20 protein-coding genes are annotated in these 21,964 nt (G+C 63.7%); 9 read left to right on the top strand and 11 right to left on the bottom strand.

Annotated features, from left to right (window positions below):
* Positions 1-38: 38 nt before the first annotated feature.
* From ACKTEK_RS03455 to ACKTEK_RS03415, 9 genes are all read right to left on the bottom strand, one after another.
* Positions 39-521 (bottom strand): tripartite tricarboxylate transporter TctB family protein, encoded by a 483-nt coding sequence (locus ACKTEK_RS03455; RefSeq protein WP_409163843.1) that lies wholly within the window; start codon positions 519-521, stop codon positions 39-41.
* A 208-nt stretch (positions 522-729) separates the two neighbouring features.
* Positions 730-1,722, bottom strand: a complete 993-nt coding sequence (locus tag ACKTEK_RS03450; RefSeq protein ID WP_409163842.1) for a Bug family tripartite tricarboxylate transporter substrate binding protein — start codon at positions 1,720-1,722, stop codon at positions 730-732.
* A gap of 162 nt (positions 1,723-1,884) precedes the next feature.
* Positions 1,885-2,739, bottom strand: coding sequence for a universal stress protein (locus tag ACKTEK_RS03445; RefSeq protein ID WP_409163841.1), 855 nt, complete (start codon positions 2,737-2,739; stop codon positions 1,885-1,887).
* Positions 2,740-2,760: 21 nt separating this feature from the next.
* The gene (locus ACKTEK_RS03440; RefSeq protein WP_409163840.1) at positions 2,761-4,428 is read right to left on the bottom strand and encodes a formate--tetrahydrofolate ligase; all 1,668 of its coding nucleotides are present in this window, start codon (positions 4,426-4,428) and stop codon (positions 2,761-2,763) included.
* A gap of 43 nt (positions 4,429-4,471) precedes the next feature.
* Positions 4,472-5,389: a methionyl-tRNA formyltransferase gene (locus ACKTEK_RS03435; protein ID WP_409163839.1), complete on the bottom strand. Its 918-nt coding sequence runs from the start codon at positions 5,387-5,389 to the stop codon at positions 4,472-4,474.
* 57 nt (positions 5,390-5,446) lie between these two features.
* Positions 5,447-6,721 (bottom strand): formyl-CoA transferase, encoded by a 1,275-nt coding sequence (frc, locus tag ACKTEK_RS03430; RefSeq protein WP_409163838.1) that lies wholly within the window; start codon positions 6,719-6,721, stop codon positions 5,447-5,449.
* A gap of 23 nt (positions 6,722-6,744) precedes the next feature.
* Complete coding sequence (gene oxc, locus ACKTEK_RS03425; protein ID WP_409163837.1) at positions 6,745-8,505, bottom strand: oxalyl-CoA decarboxylase; 1,761 nt, start codon at positions 8,503-8,505, stop codon at positions 6,745-6,747.
* 41 nt (positions 8,506-8,546) lie between these two features.
* Positions 8,547-9,266, bottom strand: a complete 720-nt coding sequence (locus ACKTEK_RS03420; RefSeq protein ID WP_409163836.1) for a GntR family transcriptional regulator — start codon at positions 9,264-9,266, stop codon at positions 8,547-8,549.
* Positions 9,267-9,436: 170 nt separating this feature from the next.
* Entirely contained in the window at positions 9,437-10,390 is a 954-nt protein-coding gene (locus ACKTEK_RS03415) for a D-2-hydroxyacid dehydrogenase (RefSeq protein WP_409163835.1), read from the bottom strand.
* A 134-nt stretch (positions 10,391-10,524) separates the two neighbouring features.
* Between ACKTEK_RS03415 and ACKTEK_RS03410 the strand changes: the two genes are divergently transcribed.
* The 4 genes from ACKTEK_RS03410 (at position 10,525) to ACKTEK_RS03395 (ending at position 14,604) form a co-directional block, all read left to right on the top strand.
* Positions 10,525-11,064, top strand: coding sequence for a hydrolase (locus ACKTEK_RS03410; RefSeq protein WP_409163834.1), 540 nt, complete (start codon positions 10,525-10,527; stop codon positions 11,062-11,064).
* Between the two features lie 222 nt (positions 11,065-11,286).
* Positions 11,287-12,462 carry an ADP-forming succinate--CoA ligase subunit beta gene (sucC, locus tag ACKTEK_RS03405; RefSeq protein ID WP_409163833.1) on the top strand — a complete coding sequence of 392 codons (1,176 nt, stop codon included), beginning with the start codon at positions 11,287-11,289 and terminating at the stop codon, positions 12,460-12,462.
* Positions 12,462-13,334 (top strand): succinate--CoA ligase subunit alpha, encoded by an 873-nt coding sequence (gene sucD / locus ACKTEK_RS03400; protein WP_409163832.1) that lies wholly within the window; start codon positions 12,462-12,464, stop codon positions 13,332-13,334. Before sucC ends, sucD begins: the two co-directional genes overlap by 1 nt.
* A 289-nt stretch (positions 13,335-13,623) precedes the next feature.
* On the top strand, positions 13,624-14,604 hold the full coding sequence (locus ACKTEK_RS03395) for an NAD(P)H-quinone oxidoreductase (protein ID WP_409163831.1): 981 nt from the start codon (positions 13,624-13,626) through the stop codon (positions 14,602-14,604).
* 12 nt (positions 14,605-14,616) lie between these two features.
* Here ACKTEK_RS03395 and ACKTEK_RS03390 read toward each other — a convergent pair whose 3' ends face one another.
* Positions 14,617-15,777, bottom strand: coding sequence for a CynX/NimT family MFS transporter (locus ACKTEK_RS03390; RefSeq protein WP_409163830.1), 1,161 nt, complete (start codon positions 15,775-15,777; stop codon positions 14,617-14,619).
* A 186-nt stretch (positions 15,778-15,963) separates the two neighbouring features.
* On the opposite strand from ACKTEK_RS03390, the gene ACKTEK_RS03385 reads away from it, so the two are divergent.
* The 5 genes from ACKTEK_RS03385 to ACKTEK_RS03365 all read left to right on the top strand — a co-directional run bounded on the left by ACKTEK_RS03385 (position 15,964) and on the right by ACKTEK_RS03365 (position 20,348).
* On the top strand, positions 15,964-16,788 hold the full coding sequence (locus ACKTEK_RS03385; protein ID WP_409163829.1) for a LuxR C-terminal-related transcriptional regulator: 825 nt from the start codon (positions 15,964-15,966) through the stop codon (positions 16,786-16,788).
* Between the two features lie 11 nt (positions 16,789-16,799).
* The gene (locus ACKTEK_RS03380; RefSeq protein ID WP_409163828.1) at positions 16,800-17,348 is read left to right on the top strand and encodes an amino acid synthesis family protein; all 549 of its coding nucleotides are present in this window, start codon (positions 16,800-16,802) and stop codon (positions 17,346-17,348) included.
* Positions 17,349-17,363: 15 nt separating this feature from the next.
* Entirely contained in the window at positions 17,364-18,068 is a 705-nt protein-coding gene (locus ACKTEK_RS03375) for a dimethylsulfonioproprionate lyase family protein (protein WP_409163827.1), read from the top strand.
* 142 nt (positions 18,069-18,210) lie between these two features.
* Positions 18,211-18,705, top strand: a complete 495-nt coding sequence (locus ACKTEK_RS03370) for an NUDIX hydrolase (RefSeq protein ID WP_409163826.1) — start codon at positions 18,211-18,213, stop codon at positions 18,703-18,705.
* Positions 18,706-18,845: 140 nt separating this feature from the next.
* The gene (locus ACKTEK_RS03365) at positions 18,846-20,348 is read left to right on the top strand and encodes an inorganic phosphate transporter (RefSeq protein ID WP_409163825.1); all 1,503 of its coding nucleotides are present in this window, start codon (positions 18,846-18,848) and stop codon (positions 20,346-20,348) included.
* Between the two features lie 21 nt (positions 20,349-20,369).
* On the opposite strand, the gene ACKTEK_RS03360 is transcribed toward ACKTEK_RS03365, so the two are convergent.
* Complete coding sequence (locus ACKTEK_RS03360) at positions 20,370-21,872, bottom strand: alpha/beta fold hydrolase (RefSeq protein WP_409163824.1); 1,503 nt, start codon at positions 21,870-21,872, stop codon at positions 20,370-20,372.
* Positions 21,873-21,964 lie beyond the last annotated feature (92 nt).

Raw genomic sequence — 21,964 nt, 5'->3', positions numbered from 1 at the left:
ACCCCGAATTCGATTGTCTGTGTGCTCGTTCACCCGACCTAGTACATGAGGTCGTAGAGCGGGTAGTAGAACGGCTCGAACATCTCCAACCCCTTGGGGAGAGTCGTCGTCAGCGCCCACTCGAACAGGCAGAACATGAAGATCGGCGTGCCGATCGCGAAGGCTGCCGTGACCAGCCAGGAATGGCGGCCGACAAAGCCGATATAGAAGACCATGAAGAGGGCGATCGACAGGTACATGCCGATGATGTGGATGCCGACCAGCAGCCCAAACAGGGCGCCGACGGTGATCGCCACGATGGGCATGGTCTCTTTGGACAGGAACGGCTCTTCGCTGCGCGATTCCGGTGTGGTGCGGCGATACCAGCGCCACAGGGTCCACAGGCAGGACAGGGCCATGCCGAGGGCGAGATAGAAGGGCCACATGCCCGCTCCGGGACCACGCCCCGGGATCCAGCCGATGTTGAGTTCGGTGGATTTGATTGCAATAGCGATCGAGGCGAGAAGCAGGAAAATCGCCATCGCAAGCTCTGCTGTTCTAGTCGTCATAACGTCACCTCAGCTCGCAGGTCTGGCGGCTCGTCAGGGCAAGCGGCGGATGCAACTTCCCCGTTGACCCGCGCGGGGCCCTGGCCGCCGGAAATTTCGATGGATTGTTTTTGTTTCTATTTAGTCTGCGCGGGCACAACGCCCGCGCAGACAAAGTTTTTGTCGATATCAGGCTAGTAAATTACTCGCCCGTGATCGCGGAAGCGCCAACCTGCTCGATCAGGTTCTTGTGACGCTGCAGACCGTTCTTGTGGAATTCGGTCAGACCGTCAGCGTCGAGCCACTCGTTGCAGTCGATGCCGTCCTCGTTGCAGAACTTCTGCCACTCTTCCGAGTCGAAGACCTTCTTGAAGAGGTCGCGGTAGAAGGCGACAGCTTCCGGGTCCATGTCAGCCGGACCATTGATGGAACGCTGCATGTAGTAGACGATGTCGTGACCCAGTTCCTTGGCAGTCGGGGTATCCGGGTATGCCGAGGAACGCTCGTCGTTGAACTGAACGAGGGGCTTGGACTGACCAGCGCGGTAGAATTCGCTCTGCTCAGACGGGTTGTTGACGGTGGAGTCGATGTGACCACCGATCAGGTTCTTGGCGACCGTGCCACCACCCGGGAACGGGATGTAGGTGACGTCGTAGCCGAACTCGGCTTCCATCATCGCGGTCAGGATGGAGTCTTCCTGGCCCGAACCCGTGCCACCGACTTTCCAGTCCTTGCCGGACTCCTTGACCTTCGCGACATAGCTGTCGAGGTCTTCGATGCCGCTGTCGGAACGCACCCACAGGAGGAACGTGTCGAGCGCCATACGAGCGATCGGCGTGAACTTCGTGATGTCGATGTTCAGCTCGGACTGCATGATCGGCGTGGTGTAGTAGCTGTTCAGCGTGACCATGACGACGTGGTTGTCACCGGCCTTGCTGTCCAGGTACTGCAGAGCCTCGGCACCCGAACCGCCCGGCTTGTTGACCGGAATGAACGGACGCGGCGAAAGGTCGTTCTGCTGGATGATGCCCTGCCAGAGGCGGGCCATCTGGTCAGCACCGCCGCCCTTGCCGGCCATGATGATCAGTTCGACCGGCTTCTTGGGGGTCCATTCGGCCTTTGCGCTGTCGACCGCCATCGTCGCGGAAAGCGACAGGGCGCCGACACCGGCCAGAATCGTTGCAAGCTTCTTCATTTAATTTATTCCTCCACTTTCGTGTTGACGCACTATGCGTCGGCTTTGCCCGCTTTCGATGCGGCTCTTCTTGTTGTTTATCGCCTGTCCCGGGTTTTTGGTTTTCGGGACAATCCCTGCGATTTCTTGATCATACAGGCCTAAACTCGCATGGCCACCCGATCAATGCACCATAATGACTGGCATTTTTGCCGAATCCACCACGGTTTGCGTATTTCCGCCGAACATCACCTCGCGCTCGTGGCTGTCGCCGTAAGCGCCCATGATGAGAAGGTCGGCACCGTTCGATTTCGCGTGTGACAGCAGCGACTCGCCGACGCTGCTTTCGGGATCGAACTTATCGATCACCGCGGTCACACCGCGTGCTGCGAGATAGGCGACGAGGTCTTCCGCCGTCGCACCGTGGGGCTCGCCCTTGCCGGTGCGCAGGATCGTGACCTTCGAGGCCTTCTCGATGATTTCCATCGACGCCATCACCGCGCGGGACGCTTCTAGCGAACCGTTCCAGGCGAGGGCGACACTGTCGCCGAGCGTGGGGTTCACGGCATCGGTCTGCGGGCACATCAGCACCGGGCGTCCGGTCAGGAACAGGGCGGACTTCAGCGAATTGAAGCCGATGTTCTGCGAACGGTCAGGCTGGGCGACGCAGATCAGGTCCGCGAGGCGGCCGTGATGCTTGATGACGTCGGACTGCTTGCCCTGCTCCTCGGTCCAAGACACCGTGCCACCGGCGGTGGTCGGGTCTTCCGAGAAGGTCAGGCCGAGGTTGTCGGCCAGGGTCTTGAGCTCGGCGATCAGGCCGGTTTCCTCGCTCTCGGCGAGTTTCTGGGCCGACTGCTCGATCTGCTCGCGCAGGAAAGAGGGAATGGCCATCGTGTAGGTCACGAGGTCTTCGGGGCGCGCGCGGCAGTGTGTCACTTCGATGTGAGCATCGAAACGCTTTGCGAGCACTGCAGCATGCGCAAGGACATTGTCGCCCCGGCCGTCGCCACGCACTGGCACCATAATCGTCTTCATTTCGCGTTCGCTCCCTAGAACTTAGAACAGCCCGTCAATGAGGCCGTCGTCGTTAATGCGGATTTCCTCCGCAGATGGTTTTCTTGGCAGGCCCGGCATCGTCATGATCTCGCCGCAGACGACCACGACAAAGCCGGCGCCAGCAGACAGGCGGACTTCGCGGATCGGCAGCGAGTGACCCGTCGGGGCACCGCGTACGCTCGGGTCGGTCGTGAACGAGTACTGCGTCTTGGCCATGCAGACCGGCAGGTTGCCGTAACCGTCGGCTTCCCACTGCTTCAGCTGGTCACGGATCTTCTTGTCCGCGACCACCTCGTCCGCGCGGTAGATGCGCTTGGCAATCGTCTCGATCTTCTCGAACAAGGGCATGTTCTCGTCATAGAGCGGTGAGAATTGGGCAGACTTGCCCTCCACGATCTCCACGACCTTCTTGGCGAGGTCCTCAATGCCTTCCGAGCCCTTGGCCCAGTGCTGGCACAGGATCGCCTCGGACCCTTGCGACTTCACGTAATCCTTCACCGCCTGCACTTCGGCATCGGTGTCGGTCACGAAATGGTTGATGGCGACAACCGCGGGCACACCGAACTGCTTCACGTTCTCGATGTGACGGCCGAGGTTGGCGCAACCCTTCTTGACGGCCTCGACGTTCTCGTTGCCGAGATCGTCCTTCTTGACACCGCCGTTCATCTTCATGGCGCGCACGGTGGCGACGATCACGGCCGCTTCCGGCTTGAGACCCGCCTTGCGGCACTTGATGTCGAAGAACTTCTCGGCGCCGAGGTCCGCACCGAAGCCGGCTTCGGTCACCACGTAGTCGGCAAGCTTGAGCGCCGTTGTGGTGGCGATGACCGAGTTGCAGCCATGCGCGATGTTGGCGAACGGGCCGCCGTGCACGAAGGCCGGGTTGTTTTCCAGCGTCTGCACGAGGTTGGGCTGCATCGCCTGCTGCAACAGGACCGTCATGGCGCCATCGGCCTTGATGTCGCGGCAGTAGACGGCGGTCTTGTCGCGGCGGTAGCCGACGATGATGTCGCCGAGGCGGCGCTCCAGGTCGTCGAGACCGGTCGCCAGGCACAGGATGGCCATGACTTCGGAGGCCACCGTGATGTCGAACCCGGCTTCACGCGGGAAGCCGTTGGCGACACCGCCCAGCGAGCAGACGATCTCGCGCAGCGCGCGGTCGTTCATGTCCATCACGCGGCGGAAGGCCACGCGGCGCAGGTCGATCTCCTGCTCGTTGCCCCAGTAGATGTGGTTGTCCAGCATCGCGGCGAGCAGGTTGTGCGCCGAGGTGATGGCGTGGAAGTCACCGGTGAAGTGGAGGTTCATGTCCTCCATCGGGACGACCTGGGCGTAACCGCCGCCGGCCGCGCCACCCTTCATGCCGAAGCAGGGGCCGAGCGAGGCTTCGCGAATGCAGATCGCGGCCTTCTTGCCGATGCGGTTCAGGCCATCGCCCAGACCGACGGTCGTCGTCGTCTTGCCCTCGCCCGCCGGCGTCGGGTTGATGGCGGTCACCAGAACCAGGTGACCGCTCTTGTTGCCGGCAACCGAGCGGATGAAGTCCGCGGAGACCTTCGCCTTGTCGTGACCGTACGGCAGCAGATGCTCGGACGGGATGTCGAGCTTTGCACCGACCTCCTGGATCGGCTTCTTCTTTGCTGCGCGGGCGATTTCGATGTCAGACATGGAACCTGTTGTCTCCGGGTCGTCGTGTCGGTTGCTTTCGCGATTACTCGCCGATGGTGTCGCCGGCCTTCAGGCCGACATTGGCGGCCCACTCCGAGGCGGCAGCCTTGCCTTCGCCGTCGGGACGCACGCGCTGGACCAGGATGCGGCCACCGATGCACTGCACGGCGAAACCTTCGTCGGTCACGTCGCGGATGCGGCCGGAAATGCCATCACCGGGAACGCGCTTGCAGTCGAAGATGCCGAGCTTGGCGTCATTGAAGGTCGTCCAGGCGCCGGGCGCCGGATTGGTGCCGCGGATGAGGTCGTAGACCTGCTTCACCGGCTTGTTCCAGTCGATCTTCGCGTGCTTGGCGGTGCAGCGGCGCTCGTAGGTCGCCTCGTCTTCGTTGGCGACGATGCGCGGCGGGTTGCCGTTGCGGTAGTGGTCGACCACTTCCAGGACGCTGTCGACGGCGGACGGGTAGATCTTCTTGAAGTAGAGATCGATGACCGTGTCGTCTTCCTCGATGGGGCATTCCCACTGCATCAGGCTGTCGCCCTCGTCGAGACCGTCGGAGGGGTAGAACCAGCTGTAGCCGGACTTCGTTGACCCCATGATGATCGGCCAGTTGACCGCGGACGGACCACGGTGCAGCGGCAGCAGCGAGGGGTGGAAGCAGATGGAGCCGTGGGTCGGCGTGTCGCGGGCAGCTTCCGGCACGAACACGTTGACGAATGCCATGACCATCAGGTCGGCATTGAAGCCCTTCAGCGTGTCCAGCGTCTCCTGGTCGTTGAAGTTCGCCGGCTGCTCGACGGGAAGACCCTTTTCGAGCGCGAACTCCTTGATCGGGTCGACGGGCTTGCCTTCCTTGTCCGGCTCGCAATAGACGGCCACCACCTCATCGGTGCCGGTGTCCAGAAGCTTTGCAAGCACGTCTTTGCCGAAGGCCTGCTGGCCCATAACGATCAGTCGCATACTATTCTCCCTGTCGGCGGCCCGCTCTGCGGCGGGCACGCCCGGTGTTCGGTTCGATTACTCGGCGGCTTCCTTGGTGACGTTGCCAAAGGCGCCGGATTCGGTCAGGCGCTTCAGTTCGTCGCCGGAATAGCCAAGCACTTCGGAAAGGATCTCGCCGGTGTGCTCGCCCAGAAGCGGGGAGCGCGTGACGTTGACTTCACTGTCGGAGAGCTTGATCGGGCAACCGACGGTCAGGTACTTGCCGCGCTCGGGGTGATCGACCTCGACGATGGTGCCGGATTCGCGAAGACCGGGGTCCTCGGCGATTTCCTTCATCGACAGGATCGGGCCGACCGGGATGTCGAGCGGGTTGCAGGTGTCCATGACCTCGAACTTCGTCTTGGTCTTGGTCCACTCCTCGATGCGCTCGAAGATCTTGTTGAGCTTGTCGAGACGGTCATTCGGCTTGGCGTAGCCTTCGGCGGTCTTCCAGTCGGGTTCGCCGATGACGTCGCAGACCTTCTCCCAGACCGCGGCCTGGATGATGAAGTAGGTGTAGGCGTTGGGATCCTTTTCCCAGCCCTTGCACTTCAGGATGCGGCCCGGCTGGCCACCCCCGGAGTCGTTGCCCGCGCGCGGGGTCGCCTCACCGAAGGGGATGCCTTCGCCGAACTGCGAGTATTCCTTGAGCGGGCCGGCTTCGAGACGCTGCTGGTCGCGAAGCTTGACGCGGCAAAGGTTGATGACGCCGTCCTGCATCGGTGCGAGCACCTTCTGGCCGCGGCCGGACTTCTCGCGCTGGAACAGCGCGGTCACGATGCCAAGCGCCAGGTGCAGGCCGGTGCCGGAGTCGCCGATCTGCGCGCCGGTCACGAGGGGCGGGCCGTCGAGGAAGCCGGTGGTCGAGGCCGAGCCGCCGGCGCACTGCGCGACGTTCTCGTAGACCTTGCAGTCTTCGTACTTGCCGGGGCCGAAGCCCTTGACCGAAGCCAGGATGATGCGCGGGTTGATCTTCTGGATGTTCTCCCAGGAGAAGCCCATGCGGTCCAGCGCGCCGGGGGCGAAGTTCTCGACCATGACATCGCAGGTTTCGATGAGCTTGGTCAGGACTTCCTTGCCGGCCGGGTCCTTCGAGTTGATCTCGATGGACCGCTTGTTGTGGTTCAGCATCGTGAAGTAGAGGCTGTCCGCGCCGGGCACGTCGATGAGCTGCTTGCGCGTCGCATCGCCGACACCGGGACGTTCCACCTTGATCACGTCGGCACCGAACCAGGCCAGAAGCTGGGTGCAGGTCGGACCGGACTGAACGTGCGTGAAGTCCAGGACCTTGACGCCTTCGAGAGCTTTCATTGCTGTTTCTCCGAAAAACCGAATTAGATTTTTTTCGCCTGCGGGTAGCGCGCCTGCGCCACGACCGAAGACGGGTTGAGGTTGCCGATGTTGCCGCTTTCCTTGCCGGCATCTTCAGCGATCACGGCATTGATGAGCGTCGGCTTGCGCGTCTCGAAGGCCTTGTTCACGGCCTGGCGCAGGTCATCGGGGCTGTCGACGGTGACACCTTCACCACCGAACGCCTGCATCATCAGGTCGTAGCGCGAACCCTTGACGAAGACAGTCGTGGAGGGATCCTCGCCGCCGGACCAGTTGGTGCCATCGCCGCGGTAGATGCCGTTGTTGTTCATGATGACGATGCAGACCGGCAGGTTGTACCGGCAGATCGTCTCGACTTCCATGCCGCAGAACCCGAAGGCGCTGTCGCCCTCGATGGCCAGGACCTGGTTGCCGGTCTCGACCGCAGCCGCGATGGCGGACCCCATGCCGATGCCCATGATGCCCCAGGTGCCGACGTCCAGACGCTTGCGCGGCTTGTGGATGTCGATGATGGAACGGGCCTGGTCGAGGGCGTTGGCGCCTTCGTTGACCAGCACCGTGTCCGGGTTCTCGGCGATGATTTCCTTCAGCACGCCCAGCGAGCCCTGGTAATCCATCGGCGAGTTGTTGTTGCGCAGGCGCGGCGCCATCTTCTCGATGTTGCCCTGCACTTTGGAGCGAACCGCACCGGTCCATTCCTCGGACGGCTTCTGCCAGTTGGAGCCCATCGCCTCCAGCAGCGCGGTGGCCGTGGAACCGATGTCACCGATGAGCGGCGCGGAGATCTTCTGGTTGGAGTCCATCTCGGTCGGCTCGATATCGATCTGGACGAACTTCTTGGCACCCTTCTCGCCCCAGGCCTTGCCCTGGCCATGCGACAGCAGCCAGTTCAGGCGTGCGCCGACGAGGAAGACGCAATCGCTTTCCTTGAGGACCAGCGAACGGGCGGCGGATGCACACAGCGGGTGCGTGTCCGGCAGCAGGCCCTTGGCCATTGACATCGGCAGGTACGGGATGCCGAGGGTCTCGACCAGCTCGCGAACCTTGTCGTCGGCCTGCGCGTAGGCCGCGCCCTTGCCGATGATCATGAGCGGCTTCTTGGCCGACTTCAGGACGTCGAGCGCGCGCTCGATGGCTTCGTCGGACGGCACGCTTTCCGGGTTCGGGTCAACGACCTCGATGAGGGACTTCTGGCCTTCCACGGCATCCATGACCTGGCCGAGAAGCTGGCCGGGGATGTCGAGATAGACGCCGCCGGGACGGCCGGTGAGCGCGGCGCGGATCGCGCGGGCAACGCCCAGGCCGATGTCTTCGGCGTGCAGGATGCGGTAGGCCGCCTTGCAGTGCGGACGGGCGATGGCCAGCTGGTCCATCTCTTCGTAGTCGCCGCGCTGCAGGTCGACGATCTCACGCTCGGAAGAGCCGGAGATCAGGATCATCGGCCAGCAGTTGGTGGTGGCGTGGGCCAGCGCGGTCAGGCCGTTCAGGAAGCCCGGCGCGGACACGGTCATGCAGATGCCGGGCTTCTTGGTCAGGAAGCCGGCGGCCGCAGCGGCATAGCCGGCGTGCTGCTCGTGACGGAACGACAGGACCCGCAGCCCCTGAGCCTGGGCGTAGCGGCCAAGGTCCGTGATCGGGATACCGGGAACGTTGTAGATCGTCTCGACGCCGTTGAGCTTCAACGCGTCGATAAGCAGATGGAACCCGTCCGTAAGGTTCTCGGTGTCCTGCGTTGCTTCCGTGCTGGGCACTGCTGCTGACATTGTCTTCTAAACCTCCAATTGGTCCGGTGCCTGGGGCGCTTTCAGCTTGCAGCGCGTCGCGTGCGCGACATCACTGCAATCTTCTTCCAGGTCCGCCTGATATGATCGTGCAGCCGCATGGTGTGCTCGCGCACCAGCCGTTCGGCCAGATCGGGATCGCGGCTCTCCAGAGCCTCGATGATTTCCATATGGTCGATAACCGAGCGTCCGACGCGGTCGCCCTCGCCCATGGCACGCCGGCGAATGGCGTGCATATGCATGAACAGCCCGTCGGCCATCTTCTTCAGCAGACCGCAATGCGAGACTTCGAGGATCGTCTGGTGGAACTGGAAGTTGGCTTCCGAGTATTCCTCGATGTCTGCGCGGGCTGCGCTTTCCGAATCCCGCATCGCCATCTTGCGCAGCTTCTTCAGCTCCGCGTCGGTGGCGTTCTGGGTTGCAAGCCGCGCGGCCATGGATTCAAGCGCCGCCCAGGCGACGACCATCTCCAGAACCTCGTCCAGCGACTTGCGGCAGATGAAGACACCCTTGCGCGGCTGGATCTCGACGAACCCGTCACGCTCCAGCCTTGCAAGTGCCTCGCGAACCGGCGTGCGAGAGATGCCGAGCTGTTCGGCCATCGTGCGCTCGTCGAGACGCAGATCGGCGTCTTCTTCGTAGATGTTGGCGGACAGAATCGCTTCCAGAAGGACCTCGTAGATGTGGTCCTTCAGCATGAAGCTCGTCCCAATTGGCTTGAGCGCGACGCCCGCCATCGACATCCCCGTGCGTTTCCCCGGTGCCGGTTAGGTCCGGCGACCTTTTGCCCGGCCGGTCGTGAAATTGTCACACAAACCGGCTGGCATTTGTTGTGTGGTATACCAAGCACACCACGACTTTCGTCGCAACGATTTGTTACGTTGCAGCGCACCAATCCTGTTGTGCGCCGCCGTCAAGTCACCGTATTTGACGGGTTATTTGCGACGAAATTCTCAATGTTATCAATCGTCTGACGCCAGCACTCCGTCTGCGCCTCGCGGCTTGCCCAGGCCACGTGGGGGGTCAGGATAACGTTTGGACGGTCGATGATCTTGAGCAGCGGATTGTTGGGTTCCGGCGGCTCTTTGGTGAGAACGTCGAAGCCCGCACCGGCGATCTGGCCGGTCTCGATTGCTGTCACCAGATCGGCCTCGTTCACCAGCCCGCCACGCGAGGTATTAATGATAAGAGGCTTGCGCTTCATCTTCGCGAACTCGGCCGCACCCAGCGTGTCGCGGGTGTGGGCGTTCAGCGGGCAGTGCATGGTGATGATGTCGGCTTCTTCCAGCACCTGCTCGAAGGGCGTGTAGAGGGGGCCGAGACCCTCGACGCCCTTGTGGGCGGCAAAATGGATCTTCATGCCGAAGCCGCGGGCAATGCGCGCGACGCCCTGCCCGATGACGCCCTCGCCGATGATGCCGAGGGTGGAATTGGCGAGATCGCGAATCATGTGGGTGTGGAAGCAGAACTGGCCCGACTTCTCCCACTCGCCGTTGATGACGTCCTGCCGGTAGCCGACGATGCCGCGGCGCAGGGCCAGGATCAGTGCGAAGGTGTGTTCGGGAACCGTGTTCTCGGCATAGCCGCGCACGTTGGAGACGACGATGCCGCGCTCGCGGCAGGCCGGGACGTCGATCACGTCGTAGCCCGTCGCGGAGACCGAGATCATCTTCAGGTCAGGCAGCTGCTTCAGTGTTTCGTCGCGCATCGGCACCTTGTTGGTGATGCACACGTCCGCCCCCTCAAGGCGCGACACGATGTCCTCGGGCGCGGTCTGGTCGTACTCCACCCACTCGTGTTCAAAGTCGGGGCGATGCAGGTCCAGGTCCGGGGCATAGGTGGCCTTGTCCAGGCAAACGACTTTCATGAAAATTTCCTCGCTGGCGGGTTCTCGGGGCGTCGGTTTCTCTTGAATCGAGCTTCCCCATCTGGTATGTGGCATACCACAGATGCCGGCGACAATCACAACAAGCCGGCGGTGGGGGAAACGAGAATTTCGCGATGCTGATCCGCGCGTCCGACTCCGTTCTGGTTGTTATAGACATGCAGGAACGTCTCGTTCCGGCGATGCAGGCGCCTGCGCGCACGATCCGGAACACGAAGACGCTGATCGCGGCCGCTACCGAAATGGACGTGCCGATACTGCTCACCGAGCAGTATCCGAAAGGCCTTGGGCGAACCGTACCCGAGATCGCGTCCATCACGGAAGCGCCGGTATTCTCAAAGATGCATTTCTCCTGCATGGAAGATGAGGCGTTCGGCCAGGCGTTCCGCGACCTTGGTCGCAAGCAGGCGGTGATCTCCGGAATGGAGGCCCACATCTGCGTGGTGCAGACCGCCGCCAGCCTCATCGAAGAAGATTACGAGGTGTTCGTCGTCTCCGACGCGACCGCCTCGCGAACGCTGGAAAGCGAACATGCGTGCATCCAGCGGCTGAGCGCGATCGGCGCGGGCATCGTGACGACCGAGATGGTCGTCTTCGAATGGCTCGGGCAGGCCGGCTCCGACCACTTTAAGCGCATCCTGCCCCTCGTGAAGTGAGGCGGATGCGCTTTCCGAATATCCTCCCGGCCCTTGGCCAAAACTGACAGGATGGTGCGGCTCGTCCGCACCATCCATTTTTTTTGGTTGCCGGGGGTTTCGGCGCGCCGCGCGGCACGCCACCATGGCGCAGCGTGTTGACCGGCCATTGTGCCGGGGATACCTGAAACGCGGCGGAACAAACCCGCGAGCGAGACGGGCGCCACGGCGAAGGGAATAGCGATGAACCTTTCAGAACACCTGTCGAAGGAAATCCTCGCCCAGTACGGGGTTGCGATCCCGACCGGCCGGCTTGCCACGAGCCCGGAAGAGGCCGAGGCGCGATGCCGCGAGATCGAGGCCACCAAGTACGTGGTCAAGGCGCAGATCGGGGCCGGTGGACGCGGGCTCTCCGGCGGCGTGAAATTCGCCGCGACGCCGTCCGCCGTGCGCACCGAGGCCGCCCGCATGATCGGCAAGCGGCTGGTGACCGAGCAGACCGGCTCGGCCGGCGAGATGGTCAATTCCGTTTACGTGGAAGAAGCCATCGAGATCGCCGCCAGCTACTACCTGTCGCTGGCCTTCGACCAGCATGACGGCCAGCCTGTTCTTCTGTGCTCGGCCAAGGGCGGCGTGGAGTTCGAGCAGGCCGCCCAGATGGACCCGGACATCGTCAGCCATCTCACCCTGCCCTCCGACGGCACCTTCGACGAAGAGGCCGTGGGCGCGTTCCTGGAGAAGTCCGGCATCCCGGCCAATTCGCGCGACGGCGTCATCGCCATCGCCAAGGGCGCGGCGAAGGCCTTTTTCGCCAACGACGCGACGCTGGTCGAGATCAACCCGCTGGCGGTGCGCAAGGACGGCAGCGCGGTTGCGGTGGACGCCAAGATCAGCCTCGACGGCAACGCGCTGTTCCGCCACCCGGAATACGAGGATCTCGCCAGCGACGGCCAGCTCGACGAGCTGGAGCGCATCGCCCAGGACAACGACATCAACTTCGTGCGCATGAGCGGCAATATCGGCGTCGTCGTGAACGGTGCGGGCCTCGGGCTTGCCACCAACGACATGATCGTCGACGCGGGCGGCAGCCCGGCCAACTTCATGGACATCCGCACCACGACCACCAGCCTGCAGATCGCCAAGGGCATCGGCATGTTGCTGCAGGACGACTCCGTGCGGGTTGTTCTGGTGAACGTGCACGGCGGCGGCATGACCGCCTGCGACACGGTGGCGGAAGGTTTCGCCATCGCCTACTCGCGCGCCAAGCGCAAGCCGCCGGTGGTGGTCCGCCTCGCCGGAACCAACGCGGTGTGGGCGCTGGAAATGCTGAAGAACCGGAGGCTGGAATTCGAGGCCTTCGACGAGATGGGCGAAGCGGTCGAGCGGGCCGTCGAAATCGCCCGCACAGGGAGGGTCTGATGGCCATTCTCGTTGGACCCGACACCCGCGTCATCGTGCAGGGCCTCACCGGGCGCTCCGGCACGTTCTACACCGATCTGGCGATGCGCTACGGCTCGACCTATGTCGGCGGCGTGCGCCCCGGCAAGGGCGGCACCCAGCATATCGGCCTGCCCGTCTTCAACACCGTGAAGGACGCGATGGCCGAGACGCAGGCCAATGCCAGCCTGCTCATGGTCCCGGCCCAGAAGGCCGGTGCGGCAATCATCGAATCCATCGAAGCGGAGATGCCGCTGGTGGTCTGCGTCACCGAGCGCGTGCCGGTGCATGACATTTCCCGCGTGAAGGCGGCACTGAAGGGGTCCGACACGATCCTCGTCGGCCCCAACTCGCAAGGGGTGCTGACGCCGGACGTGTGCAAGCTCGGCGTCATGTCGACCGCCCACGCGACCCCCGGCTCCATCGGCATCGCGTCGCGCTCCGCTTCGCTGACCAGCGAGATCCTCGCCCAGACCAGCGACGTCGGCCTTGGCCAGTCGACCACGGTGGGCGTCGGCGGCGACCCGGTACACGGCGTCGGCTTCCGGCGCTGCCTGGAACTGTTCAAGGACGACCCCGACACCGAGGGCGTCATCCTCATCGGCGAAGTTGGCGGCACCGAGGAAGAGGACGCGGCGGACTACCTGCAGTCGGTCAACTACGGCAAGCCGGTGGTGGCGCTGATCGTCGGGCGGCATGCGCCCAAGGAACGGCGCATGGGCCATGCGGGCACGCTCTCATTGTTCGGGCTCCAGAACGCGGACGAAAAGATCGACCGGTTGCAGTCGGCCGGCGTCATCATCGCCGAACATGCCGACGACGTGGCCCCTGCGATGCAGGCTGCTCTGGAATAGTTCTCTTCACGCTGTCGCGGTCTTTCGACCGCTTCGCTCGAGAGGGGCGGCCTGACCGGCCGCTCGCGCAGTCGCGCTCAATGGATTGATCGATCTCACGGCTATTCCTCGCTGCGCTCGTTGGAGTGGCCGAAATTTCGGACGAAACTTGCCATGCCGGAGGGATGCGGTACCTAACGAACCCGCAGGGTTCGCAAGCCCGACCGGGCGCCGCCGATTTTCCGGCACCCACGCGGAGCACGCGAACACCGTGAGCCGTGCGTGAGCGATAAACAAAGAGGTTTTTTACATGATCCCTTCCGAGATGGATGCCGTCGTCCCCACAGGCACCGGAGGACCGGAGGTCCTTGAACTGGGCCGCCGCCCGGTGCCCCAGCCTGCCGAAGGCGAAGTGCTGGTGAAGGTCGATGCCTGCGGCGTCAACGGACCGGACATGGTGCAGCGGCGCGGCCATTACCCGCCGCCCAAGGGCGCATCCGACCTGCTGGGGCTGGAAGTCTCCGGCGAGGTGGTTGCCGTCGGCAGCGGCGTCACGAAGTGGAAGGTTGGCGACACCGTCTGCGCGCTGACCAACGGCGGCGGCTACGCGGAATATGTCGCGATCGACGCCAGCCACTGCCTGACCATTCCCGAGGGCGTGTCGACCACGGATGCCGCGGGCCTGTGCGAGACCTTCTTCACGGTGTGGAGCAACGTCTTCCACGGCCACGACCTGAAGGAAGGCATGAACTTCCTCGTTCATGGCGGCGCGGGCGGCATCGGCTCGACCGCGATCCAGCTTGGCGCGGCGATGGGGCTGAACGTCTTCACCACGGCGGCGACTGCTGACGATTGCGCGTATTGCGAGCGCCTCGGCGCGAGCCGCGCGATCAACTACAACGACGAGGATTTCGTCGAGATCGTGCGCGAGGCCGGCGGCGCCGACATCATCCTCGACATCGTCGCGGGCGACTACGTGGAGCGCAATTTCAAGGCCGCGCGCCACGACGCTCGGATCATCCAGCTTGCCTTCAACAAGGGCTCCAAGATGGAGATCAACCTGATGCCGGTGATGCTGAAGCGGTTGACCTATACCGGCTCGACGCTGCGCTCGCGCCCGGAAGGGTTCAAGAGCGAGATCGCCGCCGAGCTGCAGGAAAACGTCTGGCCGCTGTTCCCCAAGAAGCTGGTCACCGTGACCCATGCCGTGCTGCCCATGTCGCAGGCTGCCGAGGCCCACGAGATGATGGAATCGGCCAAGCATCGCGGCAAGATTTTGCTGAAGCCCTGAGCCGCGAGCGGGCTATGTCCGCGCGCTTTGGCGCGTCAGTTTCCGAAACAGTGCCAGCAGCGCGATGCCGGTGACGAGCAGCGCCGCGCCCATGTCGAATGTGGCCTCGGGTCTGCCGAGCCATTCCGACAGCAGGCCGGCGAGATACGGTGCGATGAAGATCAGGCCGTAGTAGACGGCATAGAACACGCCCATGCCTACGGACCTGTTGCCGGGAACCAGAACGCGCGACGGCAGGCTCATGATCGGCCCGGCGGCAAGCCCGGCTACCAAACCGAGCAGCACGAAACAGGCAAGCACCGCTTCGCTGCGTGCGGCCAGCAGCAGCGCGCCCGTGAACATCAGCAGTCCTGTCGCGAGGACCGCGTCATTGCGCTTGATCCGGTCCGCGAGAAACCCGCCGAATGGAACCGAGATGGCGACCAGCCACAGCACAATGCTGGTGGTCGAACTGGCAGCCGTCGCGCTCCATCCTCGCGCCGAAAGCATGGCCGGGCCGAAGCCGAAGATCATTCCGAGCGAGGAATTGAAGAGGCCCCATATGGCGCCGGCGCACAGCACGCCGTAAAGCGGAACACCGCGCAGTGGCATATCCGCGACCGGTGCCGCAGATGCACTCGACGGCGCACGGTAAAGTGCTCCCAGTGCAATAAACCCGATGACCACAAGCCCGGTCACCACAGACATCGCCGCCATCAATCCCGCAGCTAGTGCGATTGGAGGCAGCACGACCAGCGCCAGTGCGATGCCGACGGGCCATGAATTGACGAAGATGCCCATCGCGGTCGCCACTTCGCGGCCGGCAAACCAGTCGGCGACCATCTTGGTCATCAGCACGTTGAGCAGAACACCTCCAATACCGGCAAGGATGCGTCCGGCGATCTGCATGTCCCATGTGCTGGATGTGACCGCCAAGAGACCGCCGACAGCCATCAGCGCCAGCCCTGCGAGCACCACCGATTTCTCGCCGTATCGTCTGCCGATCGCGCCGCCGGGAATGGAAAGAACAATGCCGGGCGACAGGTACAGGCCGATCATCAGGCCAATGTCGGCAAGTCCCAGACTGTAGGCATCCATCATCAGCGGTGACAGCGCAGCGACCGCCTGAAACTGGAAGGCCATCGAGACGCGCACGCAGAAGAGCAGAGCAAGAATCCGCCACCGATTGTTCATGAGTCACCCGTCCCCAAAGGCATTACAGATGGCGCCAATATACGGTGGGCGGCGGACCAGGGGCATCGGCGCATTGCAGTATTCTGCGTGATGCAAATGCAGGATTTACAAGTGCAGCATTTGCGATACAGCATTTGACCCATGGGCAGGCCGGGACGGGCTGCCGCCGGTCAGCGAGCGCGCGCCATGGACAGAGCCGATCAGGAAGGGACGCTGAGTGCGCGCGAACGCGAGATCGCGCAGGCCTATGCCAGTGGCGACACCTACCACCAGATCGCCAAACGCCTGGTCATCGCTCCCTCGACGGTGCGCACGCACCTTGCAACGATCTATCGAAAGCTCGGCGTGTCCTCAAAGATCGCGTTGCACGGTGTACTCAGCGGCGAGACGCAGATCACCTTTCCCGACATTGAAGAAAGCGCCGCGTTGATCTCCGAATTGGCTCTCAGCCTCGAAGAAGCGATCAGCCGGGAGCGGGCGCTCGCGGCGGTGCTGCGGATCATCGGACGGACAAACGGACAACTCCAAGAGGTCATGGCCGCGGTGCTGGAACACGCGCTGGAACTCTGCGACGCGTCATTCGGGATCTTGTTCGAATATGCCGGTGCGTCCGGCTACCGTTGCATCTATTCCAGAGACATCTCGGGAAGCTTTGCGAACTGGCTGGAGGAGCAGGGTTCATTCCGGGTCAGCCCGCAAACCGGCCTGGGCCGCGTCGAGACGTCCCATTCAGTTGTCAGCATCCCTGACGTGCGCGCCGAAGCAATCTACAAGTCCGAAGATCCGCTGCGCTATGCGACCGCTGACCTCGGCGGCGCGCGATCCTTCGCGGCGATCCCGATGCTGGCAGGTGAAGACCTGATCGGCGCTTTCACCGTCTACCGCCAAAGCGTGCGCCCTTTTGACCGCAAGGCATTGGACATCGCCAGCATGTTTGCCGACCAAAGCGTCATCGCGATCCAGAATGCGCGCCTGGTGGCTCGGCTCAATACCGCCGTGCAGGGGCACTGAGGAACCAGCTGATGGTGCAGACGCGCAAGATTGCGTTCCTTCGCGAAATCATTGAGACGGATTCCCATGGCGAGCCATGCGAGCCGGTCACCCGCGTCGCCGCGCTGGCGGTTTTCGTCAACCCGCTGGTCGGGCGCTTCGAGGCCGATCTGACGCCGCTATTCGACATCGGTGCGGAACTCGGCGAGCGGCTGGCCGGGGAAGCCATTGCACTGCTGGGCAAGCCTCCGGTTTCCTACGGCAAGGCGGCGATCGTCGGCGTCAACGGAGATTTCGAGCAGGGCGGCGGCGTTATACATCCCAGACTCGGCAAACCGATGCGTGAAGCCGCCGGGGGTGGCCGGTCCGTCATCGCATCAAACGTGAAGATCGGCGGCCCCGGCACGTGGATCGACATGCCGCTCGGTCACAAGGACGATCCGTGGTCGTTCGACCATTTCGACACGATGACGCTGGGCGTGCCGGACGGACCGGCGCCCGACGAGATCGCCATGTTCCTCGGCTATGCCGATTCCGGACGGCCGATCCCGCGCTGCGGCAGAGGGCCGGTGAACGTGTGAAGGAGCGCGCACGCCATGACTGACAGCGATTCACACAGCGACGAAGGCGCGGCAACCGCCGACAGCTTAACCCGCCTCAGCGACTGCCCGGACTGGGACTACCTGCTGCGCGAGTTCGAACTGCTCTACCGTCCCGGCTTTGCCGGCGGCAGCAAGATCATCCGCAGCCACCGCAAGCGGGTGCGCGAGACGCTGGCCGCGATCATCGATTCAAATCCGCCGATCCATGCCCGCCCGCCGGAGACGAAGCCCGTCGTCGCGCATCTGGGGCGCGCTTTCGATGTCGGCGCGCGCTACGCGCTGTTCGGCCTGTCGCGCGCGACCGAACGCATCGCCCACCTGCTGACGTGGGAATATGGCTACCAGCGCATTCCAAAGGCGCTGGCGCGCAAGTATGCCTATTGCGAGGTGCTGGGGCCGCAGGGGCCGATCGTCACCGACCGGCTCATCCTCGGCTACGTGCTGTTCGCGCCCAACACCACCTACCCGCAGCATCATCACAAGGACATCGAGGAAAGCTACATCTCGATTTCCGGCAACTGGTCGGAGAACGACCAGGCGGTCTACGCGCCGGGGTCACTGATCCTCAACCGCTCCGGCGACCAGCACAGGATCACCACCGGCGAGCGCGATCCGTGCCTGCTGGCCTATGCCTGGACCGGCCCGGCGGAAAAGCTCGCCAAGCCGGGGATGGATTTCTCGAAGAAGCCCGTCGCATAGCAAAGTCGTCGAAAGGTTTCTCCGCGCTCTCGTCTCTTTTTGGGATGCTGGAAGCGCGGGCGATTAACCAACAATTCGCAAAACTGCCGCAAACTCTCTTATAACTGCATGATTCGGAAACAGAATTCGGATCCCTCGATACATGACAAACCGCTCCAACAGCTTGCTTGGCTCCATGGCAGACGCCGTGCGCAGTGCGTTCGCGCTGCCGCAGCGCGTCCAATTTGCAGCACTTGCCTATCGCGAGAGCGACAAGGGGCTGGAATACATGCTGCTGACCAGCCGCGACACCGGGCGCTGGATCATCCCGAAGGGCTGGCCCACATCTAACGGTGACGGCGTCCAGACCGCTGCCCAGGAAGCGTGGGAGGAAGCCGGCATCCGGGGCGAACTGGCCGCCGAACCTATCGGCGACTATGGCTACATGAAGAAGCTCGACGCGGGGCACGAAGTGGAGTGCCGGGTCTTCGTCTACCCGATGCATGTGACGCAGATCGTCGATGACTTTCCGGAAGTCGGCCAGCGCAAGCGCGAGTGGGTCAACCCGCGCAAGGCTGCGAAACGTGTGGACGAACCGGAGTTGAGCGCCCTGCTGCTTGACTGTGCGCGCGAAGGCGTGCTTTCGCTCGACGCATAAAGCAGACGTTCCCCGGCCCGAGAGACGTTCGGCGGATTGACGTCCGACACAAGACCGAGCGCATCCGGGAGGGGAAGGCCATAGAACCGCGCCACCCACAGCTTCGCAAGAAAACTCTCGACAAGGATCTCGACAAGCTCGTGCGCGTCGAGGAAGCCGCTGGCTTCCTGGCGCGCAGCGGCATGCTGCCGGGCCTCGGGCTGATTTTCATCGTGTTCTCCGGCGTGATTGCAGCCATCGCCGTCACCGGTGAACCGCGCGCGGCGATCATTGTCGCGGCGACCGCCATCGGCGCCTACATGGCGCTGAACATCGGCGCCAACGACGTCGCCAACAATGTCGGTCCGGCGGTCGGTTCGCGGGCCATGACCATCACCACCGCGCTGATCATCGCCGCGATCTTTGAATCAGCCGGCGCGCTGATCGCGGGCGGCGACGTGGTCGGCACCATCTCCAAGGGCATCATCGACCCGGCAGCGGTTTCCGACCCGAATGTCTTCATCCTCGCCATGATGGCGGCGCTGATGTCGTCGGCGATCTGGATCAACCTCGCGACGTTCCTCGGCGCGCCGGTTTCCACCACGCACTCCATCGTCGGCGGCGTGATGGGTGCGGGCATCGCGGCTGCGGGCTTCACCTCGGTCAACTGGCCGGTGCTGAGCGGGATTGTGGCAAGCTGGGTCATCTCGCCGCTGCTGGGCGGCATCATCGCCGCCGCCTTTCTCGCATTCATCAAGACCTTCATCATCTACCGCGAAGACAAGATCGCGGCCGCGCGCAAATGGGTGCCGATCCTGATCGCGGTGATGGCAGGGGCCTTCTCCGCCTATCTCGCGGTGAAGGGCCTCAAGAAGATCATCCACCTGCCGAGCATCGGCGTCGTCGCGGTCGGGCTGGCCGGCCTCATCGGCGGCTACCTCATCACGAAGCCGCTGATCGCGCGCCAGTCCCGCGACATGCCGAACCGCAACCAGTCGCTGCGCGAACTGTTCCAGCTTCCGCTGATCGCGTCTGCCGCGCTGCTTTCGTTCGCGCACGGGGCCAACGACGTCGCCAATGCCATCGGCCCGCTGGCTGCCATCGTCCACGTGGCCGAGGTCGGCACCGTGGATGCCAAGGTCCACATCCCGATCTGGGTGATGCTCGTCGGCGGTCTGGGCATCTCGTTCGGACTGGTCTTCTTCGGTGCAAAGCTAATCCGCATGGTTGGCAAGCAGATCACCAAGCTGAATCCCATGCGCGCCTTCTGCGTGGCGCTGTCGGCAGCCATCACGGTGATCGTCGCCTCGTGGCTTGGCCTGCCGGTCTCCTCCACGCATATCGCGGTCGGGGCGGTGTTCGGCGTCGGGTTCTTCCGCGAGTGGTACACAGCGAATTCCAGCCGCCGGGCCAACTACGTTGCGCGCAAGCTGGAATTGAACCGCCAGAACGGCAACTCCAAAGGCACGGAGACGCCTGCCCCCACCGTGTCGCAGCCGGAACCAGCCGAAGCCTCGCAAGCGCGCGAGAGCGCGGAAATCCGCCGCCGCAAGCTGGTGCGCCGCCAGCACTTCATGTCCATCGTCGCGGCGTGGGTCATCACGGTGCCCGCCGCGACCGTGCTATCCATGGTGTTGTTTTTCGCGCTGCGCTCGATGTTCTGAGGGCTTCGGCCAAGCCGCGCCTCAAATCCCCTTCTCGCGCAGGAAACGCCCGACCTCTTCGATGCAGACCTGCCAGGCCGGTTCGTGGTCGACGAGAATGTGGTTCTTGCTGTCGAGCGGTACGAAATGCGCGTCGGGAATCCCCGAAGCCACGTCGCGGCCCATCTCCAGCGGGATGCGCTGATCGTGTTTGGAGTGCAGCACGATGGTCGGCGCCCTGACCTGCGCTAGCCGGTCGCGCACGTCGATATGGCCGAAGGCGTCCTGAAAGCGCGCGGCATTCTTCGGTGACGTCGTCTGGCGCTGGAACTCGTCGAACCAGGCCAGGTCCTGCGCGCTCGCATCGGGCATGAAGGTCTGGGAGAAGATGTGGCGGTAGGCCGGGTTGTCCGTGCCCCAGCCGACTTCCGTGAGGCTCAGCACCGCCTCGCGCCGCGCCTGTTCGTCCGGGCTTGCCAGGTGCCGCCATCCGGCCGCGTAGCCGCTAATGAGAACGAGGCCCGAGACCCGCTCGGGGTGGCGCACGGCATATTCGATGGACACCGCGCAGCCCTGCGAGATGCCCAGCAAGGGAAAGCGTTCCAGTTCGAGCTTGTCGGCCACCGCTTCGAGATCCTCCACGAACGCCTCGAAGCTGAGGTTCGCAACGTCCCAGTCCGACAGGCCGCAGCCGCGCTCGTCGTAGCGGATGAAGGTGCGGTACCGCGCCATGGCGGCGAAGCTCTTGCCCCAGATCGGGCTGCCCCAGTCGAACTCCAGGTGGTTCAGCCAGTTGGCGGCCTTCAGCAGCGGCGGCCCCTGCCCGACGCTGGCATAGGCGATCTTGGTACCGTCGCGCGCCTCGCAGAAGCCGATGCGCTGGGTCTGCAGCGCACGGGATCGAAACGTCTTGCGCGCCGGGCGGAAAGGCGTGCGCGCAGCGGCTCGGCCGGCTGGCTGTGCACGGTCCGCCGCCTGTGTTCCCATCGCATGGTGAGATACAGGCTCGGCTGCTTCCTCACCGGCCGGGTCCGCATCGTGCCACAGCCTGCGCCACTTGCGCCGTTCGGTAGCGCCAGCCTGCGGGTGCGTCGCGAGCTGCCGCAGCACGTTGATGCGCGCGACGGCCACGTCCTCGCGCTCCGACATCAGCCATGCATCGAAATCGACGCTGCCGGCGCCGTCCAGCCCGTCCATAAGCACCGGCTCAAGTTGCCGGGCCATGTCTTCCAGGTCTTCGAGCGGCAGGTGACCGTCGTCATTGCGCAACCGGGCGTGGATCTCGCGGATGTCGACGTGCAGGTCGTTGACTTCCAGCTGCACGCGTTCGCGGTCCGCCACGATCCGCTGGCTGTCGGGGGTATCGACGACCTTGCGCAGCTTGGTCAGCGACCAGCGCAAGGCTGCCTTCGGGTCATCCGGCAAGTCCCAGAAAAGCTCGCACAGCCGCTCCCGGCGATGCGGGCGCGCGGTCGCGGCGAGAAACGCCAGCAGCGCCCTCGCCTTGCGCGAGGAAGGAAGCGGAATGTCGCCCGTCTGCGACACAACTCGCGGCTCGCCCAGTAGCATAACATGGATCGGCGAAGGCAAAGCAACGCTCCACGGGTGCGAGAAAACAACGGGACGTCAACATCAAT

The sequence above is a fragment of the Tepidamorphus sp. 3E244 genome, assembly GCF_046159835.1.
GTDB lineage: Bacteria > Pseudomonadota > Alphaproteobacteria > Rhizobiales > Tepidamorphaceae > JACKJK01.
The sequence above is the reverse complement of the archived record's forward strand: the minus strand, read 5'-3'. Positions and strand labels throughout refer to the sequence as shown.